6 protein-coding genes are annotated in these 7,137 nt (G+C 66.2%); all 6 read right to left on the bottom strand.

The genetic code is table 11. The features are described 5' to 3' along the window. Positions 1–139: 139 nt before the first annotated feature. Positions 140–1,258: a class II histone deacetylase gene (locus BM019_RS21835; RefSeq protein WP_092420195.1), complete on the bottom strand. Its 1,119-nt coding sequence runs from the start codon at positions 1,256–1,258 to the stop codon at positions 140–142. 141 nt (positions 1,259–1,399) lie between these two features. Further along, entirely contained in the window at positions 1,400–2,563 is a 1,164-nt protein-coding gene (locus tag BM019_RS21830) for an MFS transporter (protein ID WP_092420192.1), read from the bottom strand. Positions 2,564–2,599: 36 nt separating this feature from the next. After that, complete coding sequence (locus BM019_RS21825; RefSeq protein ID WP_092420189.1) at positions 2,600–3,475, bottom strand: transporter; 876 nt, start codon at positions 3,473–3,475, stop codon at positions 2,600–2,602. A 136-nt stretch (positions 3,476–3,611) separates the two neighbouring features. Further along, positions 3,612–4,589 (bottom strand): helix-turn-helix transcriptional regulator, encoded by a 978-nt coding sequence (locus BM019_RS21820; RefSeq protein WP_009044183.1) that lies wholly within the window; start codon positions 4,587–4,589, stop codon positions 3,612–3,614. A gap of 291 nt (positions 4,590–4,880) precedes the next feature. Beyond that, the gene (gene hpaC / locus BM019_RS21815; protein WP_092420186.1) at positions 4,881–5,393 is read right to left on the bottom strand and encodes a 4-hydroxyphenylacetate 3-monooxygenase, reductase component; all 513 of its coding nucleotides are present in this window, start codon (positions 5,391–5,393) and stop codon (positions 4,881–4,883) included. Positions 5,394–5,558: 165 nt separating this feature from the next. After that, a complete protein-coding gene (hpaB, locus tag BM019_RS21810; RefSeq protein ID WP_009044181.1) occupies positions 5,559–7,121 on the bottom strand; it encodes a 4-hydroxyphenylacetate 3-monooxygenase, oxygenase component in 1,563 nt (520 codons plus the stop codon). Positions 7,122–7,137 lie beyond the last annotated feature (16 nt).

The following is a 7,137-nucleotide window of genomic DNA, read 5'->3' as shown; positions in this document are numbered from 1 at the left end:
CCGTTACGGCCAGCCTCAAGCGAGATTCGCAAACCCATGCAGCCGCTGCCGCAGGCTGCGATAGGTCCGAAGGACCTCCTGCGGTCGGGAGATCGTTACGCCCGTTCCGGTCGATCGCAGCCTTCGGCAGCGGCTACGGTCAGTGGTCGTTGAAGAAGGTTTGCGCCAGATCGTCGATCAGTTGGCGTTGAAAGGCCTGGAACCCTGGATTCGGCTGTTGCAGCTGCACGAACTCCAGCATCGGGTCGGTCACCGCGGTCCTGATGCCGGCCAGCTCCTCGACCGTCGCCAGCCCGCAGAAGGGCACATAGGCCTCGGAATAACCGCCTTCATGCACCAGCACCAGGCGGCCCTGGCACAGGCGCTCGGCGGCTTCGCGCACCTGGCGGGTCATGGCGCGGAACGAGTCGCTGTGCAGCAGCATCCGCGCCAGCGGGTCGACCGCGTTGGCGTCGTAGCCGCAGGCAACGATGATCAGCTCCGGCTCGAAGCGCTCCAGGGCCGGGATCACGATGCGTTGCAGGGCATGCAGGTAGGCGTCGTGACCGCTGCCGGGCAGCAGCGGGATATTGATGTTGGCCCCCAGCCCGGCGCCGCGGCCACGGTCCTGTTCGCCGCTATAGCCGGGCGGGAAGCAGCCGTCCTGGTGCAGGGAAAGGGTCAGCACGTCGCCGCGCTCCTCGAAGATCGACTGGGTACCGTTGCCGTGGTGCACGTCCCAGTCGATCACCGCGACCTTGCCCAGGCCGCGCCTGGCCTTGGCCGCCTCGATGGCGATGGCGATATTGGCCAGGAAGCAGAAGCCCATGGCGCCGTCGGCCAGGCAATGGTGCCCCGGCGGACGCGACAGCGAGTAGGCGTTGTCGGCTTCGCCGCCGAGCACCGTGTCCACCGCGGCGATGGCCAGGCCGGCGGAGAGCCGGGCGATGTCGTAGCTGCCCGGGCCGATCGGCGCTTGCGGGCCGAGTTCGCCGCCACCGGCCTCGCTCAGGGCCCTGAAGCGTTGCAGGTACTCGGCGCTGTGTACCCGCAGCAAATCTTCCTCACTGGCAGCCGTGGCGCTGCGCACCTGCAGGTGGCGGGTCAGGCCGGAGACGTCCAGCAGGCTTTTCAGGCGGCGCTTGGTTTCCGGCGATTCGGCGTGCCCGGCCGCGGCGGGCGGTTGCACCCAGCCGCCCACCGGCAGCGTCAGCGCATGCAGCCCGGCGCTGTGCCAGAGGCTGAGTTCATCGAAGAAAAACGCGGTTTTACGGGTCATGGGCATATCCATCTATGGGGCGAAAATTTGTAGCCGCTGCCGAAGGCTGCGATAAGGCCGAAGGCCTTCAGCGATCTGGAAACCGCAACGGCCCTGCGGGCCGATCGCAGCCTTCGGCAGCGGCTACAGGGGGGCAGGGGTTCAGGTGCCGCGCCGGCAGCCGAGGATCAGCGCCAGCGACAGCAGGGTCAGGCCGGCCCCGCCGATCAGCAGGGGCTGGAAGCCGCCGGTGCTTTCGATCAGCCGCCCGGCCAGCGCGGGGCCGATGGCCAGGCCGCCGCCGATCACCAGGTTGGAGGCGTTCATCAGCTTGCCGGAGCGGTCGAGGTCGGCCAGGCAGGCGAGGATCAGCGGCAGGATGAAGGTCCAGGTGAACTTGAAGACCAGGGCGGCGAGGGCGAAGCGCGCCAGGGGCGGCGCGCCCAGCAGCAATAGCACCGAGCCGGCCATCAGGCTGTAGCCGAACAGCAGCAACAGCAGGCGCGGCAGGCGATTGCCGATCAGCGAGGCGCAGCCGGCGCCGACGATACCCATGACCGTGGCGACGGCCAGCAGCTCGCCGCTGGCTTGCGCGGAGATGCCGGCCTTGGCGCTGATCGAACCGATAAAGGTCCAGACCCCGCTGAGGCTGATATAGAAGCCGAGGATGCCGAGAATGCCGCACAGCGCCTGCCACTTCGGCGCGGCGGCGGCCTGCCCCGCGGTTTTTTCCGGGGGCGGCGCGCCCTGGGGAAAGTAACGCGCCAGGGGCAGGCACAGGCTCATCAGCAGCGCCAGCAGCAGGTAGCAGGCCGCCAGGCCGTAATGCTCGAACAACCGCGGCAGAATGCTCAGGCCGATTGCCCCAACCACCAGTTGGCCCATGACCCACAGGCCGTAGGTCCGGCTGGGGTTGGCGGTGGAGGCGGCGCTGGACAGGCAGATGATCATCAGCGAACCGCCGGCCAGGGCGCTGCAGAAACGCAGGGCCAGCAGCGCGCCATAACCCTGGGCCCAGATCGACAGCAGGTTGGTGACTATGAACAGCGCCCCGGCCAGTAGCGCCGCGCGGCGCCAGTCGACGCGCTTGAGCCACCAGAAGGCGGGCAGGGTGGCCAGGCTCATGGCCCCCAGTTCGGTGGAAAACAGGTCGCCGATCTGCGACGGGCTCAGTTGCCATTGGCTGGCCAGTTGCGCGGCCACCGCCGGGGCGGTCATGAGGATGGTCGGGGTGATGGCGGCGAACAGCACGATGGCCGCCAGCAAAGCCAGGGATGACGTGGTGTGCGGCTGCTCGCCGGTGAGCGCCTGGCTCTTGTCGATCATGGGGGGCGTCATGGTGGGTAGCTCCGGAAAAACGCTTCAGAACACGTGGACCAGACGCAGCAAGGCGTCGGTGCCGTGGTAGCCGTTACGGGTGGCGACGTTTTGCGAGAGGCCGAACATCAGCTGGTTCTGCTGGTCCAGCCAGTGGCCGACCTCGAAGCCGACCTGGGTGTAGCGCTTGTGGGTGTCGTCGATGCGCTGGTCATTGATCCGCAGCTCGCCACCGTCGGCGTGGATCAGCCGCAGGGCGCCATAGGTGCTGCTGGTGAAGTCATAGGAGGCGAAGGCTTGCAGGCGGTACAGCGGGTCCTGCTTCAGGTCGCTGCCGAAGTAATCGTCGTTCTTGCCGTAGAGCTGGGCTTCGAGGTTGGCTTCCAGCACCCACTTCTCGCCGACGCCCTGGGTGTAGTTGTAAACGAAGGTCGCGCCCCAGCGGTTGGCGCCCGGCGAGACATCCGGGTTGTCGCCGTGGTATTCGCCCACCGGCAGGGTGATCAGGGTCAGCAGGCCGCTGTAGGTTCGGCTGGCCGGGTCGTTGATGAAAAACAGGGTGCCGCCGACCTGTGGGTCGCCGAAGCCGCTTTCCCCGGTGTGGCGATTGGCACCGGGCAGGCGCGCGTCGATATCGGCGAAAGGCACGATGAATTGCGGGGTGCACAGGGTGCCGCAGATGTCGGTGAAAAATACCTGGCGATAGGCCAGGGCGTTGACCTTCAGCTCGGCCTTGCCGGTGCTGTCGGCAGGGCCGTGGAAGTCGTCGGCGCGGGTCGCCGGCAGGTACAGCACGCCCAGGCTGGTGCCCGAGGGCGCGCCGAAGAAGTCGCGGGCGTTAAGGTCGGCGGCGCTGGCGTCCAGGTTCAGCAGGGCGCCGGTGACGGCCAGGGCGGTGTGGTGCGCAAGCGTTCTGGTCATGGGCGTAACCTCTCTTCTTTGAGTTGTTGTGCGGCGAAGCGCTCGCCGGTACGCGGCAGTGGCTGGAAAAAGGGCAAAAGCGGCCCGTGGCCGTCAAAACGACAGCGCGAAAGTCAGTCAGCGAGGGAGGTAAACGTCAGTCGGGTGGGGCGTGCAGCAGATGGGCGATGCGGGTCTTGTCCTTGACCCCGAGCTTGTTGTAGATGGCGCGGATGTGATGGCGCACGGTGTTCGGCGACAGGCCCAGCTCGCGGGCGATTTCCTTGTAGGTCTTGCCTTCGCCGAAGCCCAGGGCCACGTCGTTTTCCCGTGGGCTGAGCTGGGTCAGCAGCGTGCGGCCGCGGGCGGCGAGCAGGAACAGGTCGCCCACCGGCGAGGCCTCGTATTGCAGGTGCCGGCCTTCGTAACCGCCATCGGCCATGGGCACGGGCAGGCAGGGGCCGCTCCAGTCCGGCCACTCGCCGAGCAGCAGGTCGACGAAGCCGCGTTCGGCGCAGTGCAGGGTGCCGCGCTGGTCGCACACCGCCAGCGCCAGGTTGCGCGGGCTGGTGAGGGTTTCGCGCATGGCCACCAGGGTGCGGATCTGGTTGGCCGACACCGCGGCCACCAGGTGCAGCATCAGGTTGTTCAGCAGCAGGCAGTCGTCGGCGTCGAAGCGTTTGGCGCCGGGGGCGCGGTACAGCGCCAGGTGGTCGCTGAGGTGGGTCTGCGGGTCGATGTACACCACGCACAGCAGCTCGCCGATGCCATAGGTTGTGCCCAGCCAGTTCAGGCCGGGGCCGTTGGCCGGGTCGCGCATGTCGACGATCACCGCCCGGCCCGGGTGTGCATGGACCCGGCCGACGGTGACGTCGACGTGCTTGATCGATTGCCAGTCCGGCAGGTAGCTGGGGGGCAAGTGATGGAGGTAGGAGCTGTGTTCTTCCGGCAGGCCGTCGATCAACGCGGCGCGGCCCCACCAGGCGCTGTCGAAGGGCAGCAACTGGCCGATGCGGTTCAGCGCATGGCCATGGAAATGTTCGATGTCCTTGTGCTGCGCCAGGCGCTGCAACTCCAGGGTCAGCGAGCTGAAGGCTTGCAGCAGGCTGGCGTGACCATGTTCATGACGGCTCATGGGGGTGTTCCTCTGTGCGACGTTCTTATTGTTTTCGTCACGGAGTCAGTAAGGACCGGAACGTCCAGGGACGTGGGCAGGGCCTGGGCACGAGTATCGTCGGGTTGGTGGGGGATCGCTATCCTACAGATGCAGGATGAAGGGGGCTGGCGGGGATATTGGTTTCTGTAGGAGCGAGGCTTGCTCGCGATCAATCTGCAACGATAACGCGCGTTGGCAGGTCCATTGCCGCTGCGCGGCTATCGCGAGCAATCGAACGTCGACCGGCCGCTCCTACAGAAGATCAGAAGATCAGGCCGCCTGGACAGCCCGCTGCAAACGATGGAAACCACGGCTGAAATACACCAGCGAATCGCCGTGTTCGCCCACGCAGATCTCATCCAGCTGCACCAGCATCACCGAGTGGGTGCCGACTTCCTGCACCTCGGTGATGCGTCCCTGCAGGCTGGCCAGGGCGCCGTCGAGCACCGGCAGGGCGCCCTGGCCGTCGCGCCAGGGGTGCAGGCTGAAGCGCTGCTCCATCTCCACCCCGGTCATGCCGGCGAAGTGCCGGGCGACCTCTTCGTGTTCGCCGCAGAGCACGTTGATGCAGAGCTGGCCGTTGCGCTTGAACACCGGGTTCAGGGCGCTGTTGCGGTTGACGCAGACCATCAGGCTGGGCGGGCTGTCGGTGACCGAGCAGACCGCGGTGGCGGTGATGCCGCAGCGTCCGGCCGGGCCGTTGCTGGTGATGACGTTGACCGCCGCGGTCATGTGCGCCATGGCGTTGCGAAAGGCTTGTTGCTTGGGATCAAGTTGAGTCATGAGAGATTCCTTTCCTCGGGATTGAACCACGGTATTTGCAGGAGCCGTCGCTCGACGCTCGATTGCCGCGAAAAACCTCAAGCCAACGTGGAGTCGCAGATGCCGCGCGTCATCGTTCACGTCTTATCGCGAGCAAGCTTCGCTCCTACAGAAGCGAGGCAGTGGTTACTGGCGGATGCGGTCGAGCATGTTGATGTCGTCCGGATTGGTCAGGTGTGGCACCGTCCAGCCGTCGAGATTGTAGTCGCCCAGGCATTGGTCCACCAGGTCGGTCATGGCTTTCATCGAGCCGGTGGCCTGGGCATGGCGCAGGCATTGCATGCGGATTTCGTCCTGGCTGCCGGCGTAGTTGATTTCGTACAGCTCGTGGCGGCCGCCGAACTCGGTGCCGATGGCATCCCACAGCAGCTTGAGGATCTTGATCCGCTCCTCGTGGCCCATGCCCGCCGAACCCCGGCAATAAGTGCTCAGGTACTGGTTGAGCATCGGGTCCTTGAGGTCGCGGGAGCCGGACGGCAGGTAGATCAGGCCGCTGGCCACCACCTGCTCGATGATCTTCTTGATGTCGGTGTAGGCCTGGGGCGCCAGTACCCGGTAGGCCTGCAAGGCCTGGGCGCTGGGCAGGAAGGCGCCATTGAGCCATTCGCTGGCGTTGCCGTGCATGGCGTCGGTCAGCGACCAGAACAGGTTGCGCCAGGCCACCACTTCGCCAACCTGCGCCTGCACCCCGCGAAACTCCAGGGAACCGGTGCACTGCAAGGCCTTGACCAGCAGCCCGGTGATGAAGTCGAGCTTGACCGCCAGCCGGGTGCAGCCCTGCATCGGGAACAGCCGGCCGAAACCGCCCTGTGGGAACCACTGCCGGCAGCGCTCGAAGTCGCGGTAGATCAGCACGTTTTCCCAGGGGATGAACACCTTGTCCATGATCAGGATCGCGTCGTTCTCGTCGAAGCGGCTGGACAGCGGGTAGTCGAACGGCGAGCCGGTCATGCCGGCCTGCAGTTCATAGGACGGGCGGCAGATCAGCTTCATGCCGCGGGTGTTCATCGGCGCGATGAACATCAGGGCGAAGTCGGTGTTGTCGCCCAACAGCTGCGCCGAACCCTGGCCGACGAAGTTGTAGTGGGTCAGGGCCGAGTTGGTGGCCACCACCTTGGCGCCGCTGACGATGATCCCGCCTTCGACTTCCTCGTCCACCGAGATGAACACGTCCTTGACCTGGTCCACCGGCTTGTCGCGGTCGATCGGCGGGTTGACGATGGCGTGGTTGAGGTATAGGCAGGCTTCCTGGATGCGCTTGTACCAGGTGCGGGCGTTGTCCGCGAACTTGCCATAGAACTCCGGGTTGGCGCCCAGGGCGCTGCCGAAGGCGGCCTTGTAGTCCGGGCTGCGGCCCATCCAGCCGTAGGTCAGGCGCGACCACTCGGCGATGGCGTCGCGCTGCTGGCGCAGGTCGTCGGCGCTTTTCGCCGAGCGGAAGAACTTGTGGGTGTAGCCGCCGTTGCCGGTGTCGGTGGCCCAGCACAGCTTGTCCTTGGTCTCGGGGTCGTGCAGGGCGTCATACAGGCGCGCCATGGAGGCGGCGGAGTTGCGAAACGCCGGGTGGCGGGTCACGTCCTTGACCCGGTCGCCATAAATGTAGATTTCGCGATCGTCGCGCAGGCTGGCCAGGTATTCGGCGCCGGTCAGCGGGCGGTTGGTCTCGGCACGGAAGTCTTCGGGTTTCATCATCCACTCCAGTCGT

It is taken from the genome of Pseudomonas sp. NFPP07 (genome assembly GCF_900115645.1).
Taxonomy (GTDB): Bacteria; Pseudomonadota; Gammaproteobacteria; order Pseudomonadales; family Pseudomonadaceae; genus Aquipseudomonas; species Aquipseudomonas chlororaphis.
This window is presented reverse-complemented; position numbering and strand designations above follow the sequence as displayed.

Bases quoted from the DNA above. Each gene is read 5' to 3' on its own strand.
- BM019_RS21835 (WP_092420195.1), bottom strand. From the start codon at position 1,258: ATGACCCGTAAAACCGCGTTTTTCTTCGATGAACTCAGCCTCTGGCAC.
- BM019_RS21830 (WP_092420192.1), bottom strand. From the start codon at position 2,563: ATGATCGACAAGAGCCAGGCGCTCACCGGCGAGCAGCCGCACACCACG.
- BM019_RS21825 (WP_092420189.1), bottom strand. From the start codon at position 3,475: ATGACCAGAACGCTTGCGCACCACACCGCCCTGGCCGTCACCGGCGCC.
- BM019_RS21820 (WP_009044183.1), bottom strand. From the start codon at position 4,589: ATGAGCCGTCATGAACATGGTCACGCCAGCCTGCTGCAAGCCTTCAGC.
- hpaC (WP_092420186.1), bottom strand. From the start codon at position 5,393: ATGACTCAACTTGATCCCAAGCAACAAGCCTTTCGCAACGCCATGGCG.
- hpaB (WP_009044181.1), bottom strand. From the start codon at position 7,121: ATGAAACCCGAAGACTTCCGTGCCGAGACCAACCGCCCGCTGACCGGC.